General features: G+C 62.5%; 1 pseudogene. It reads left to right on the top strand.

Going from position 1 to position 757, the window contains the following annotated elements:
- Positions 1–757: pseudogene (locus tag MFF34_RS28015) on the top strand (hypothetical protein); the annotation flags it as partial.

Raw genomic sequence — 757 nt, 5'->3', positions numbered from 1 at the left:
ACGGCGAACTCATCCGCATCAGCAGCCCGCGCCAGACCCGGAGTTACAGCTACAGCACCACCGGCAGGCTGACCGGCGTTCACACCACCGCAGCGAATCTGGATATCCGCATCCCGTATACCACAGACCCGGCAGGTAACCGCCTGCCCGACCCGGAGCTGCACCCGGACAGCACCCTCAGCATGTGGCCGGATAACCGTATCGCCCGTGACGCGCACTATCTTTACCGGTATGACCGTCACGGCAGGCTGACAGAGAAAACCGACCTCATCCCGGAAGGGGTTATCCGCACGGATGATGAGCGGACTCACCGGTAACATTACGACAGTCAGCACCGGCTGGTGCACTACACGCGGACACAATATGCAGAGCCGCTGGTCGAAAGCCGCTATCTTTACGACCCGCTGGGCCGCAGGGTGGCAAAACGGGTATGGCGGCGTGAACGGGACCTGACGGGCTGGATGTCGCTGTCACGGAAACCGCAAGTGACCTGGTACGGCTGGGACGGCGACCGCCTGACCACGATACAGAACGACAGAACCCGCATCCAGACGATTTATCAGCCGGGGAGCTTCACGCCACTCATCAGGGTTGAAACCGCCACCGGTGAGCTGGCGAAAACGCAGCGCCGCAGCCTGGCGGATACCCTTCAGCAGTCCGGCGGCGAAGACGGTGGCAGTGTGGTGTTCCCGCCGGTGCTGGTGCAGATGCTCGACCGGCTGGAAAGTGAAATCCTGGCTGACCGGGTGAGTGAGGA

The sequence above is a fragment of the Pseudomonas sp. PAGU 2196 genome, from assembly GCF_022179005.1.
Taxonomy (GTDB): Bacteria; Pseudomonadota; Gammaproteobacteria; order Pseudomonadales; family Pseudomonadaceae; genus Aquipseudomonas; species Aquipseudomonas kermanshahensis.
Note: the sequence above shows the minus strand (reverse complement) of the source record. Positions and strands in the feature narration are given on the sequence as shown.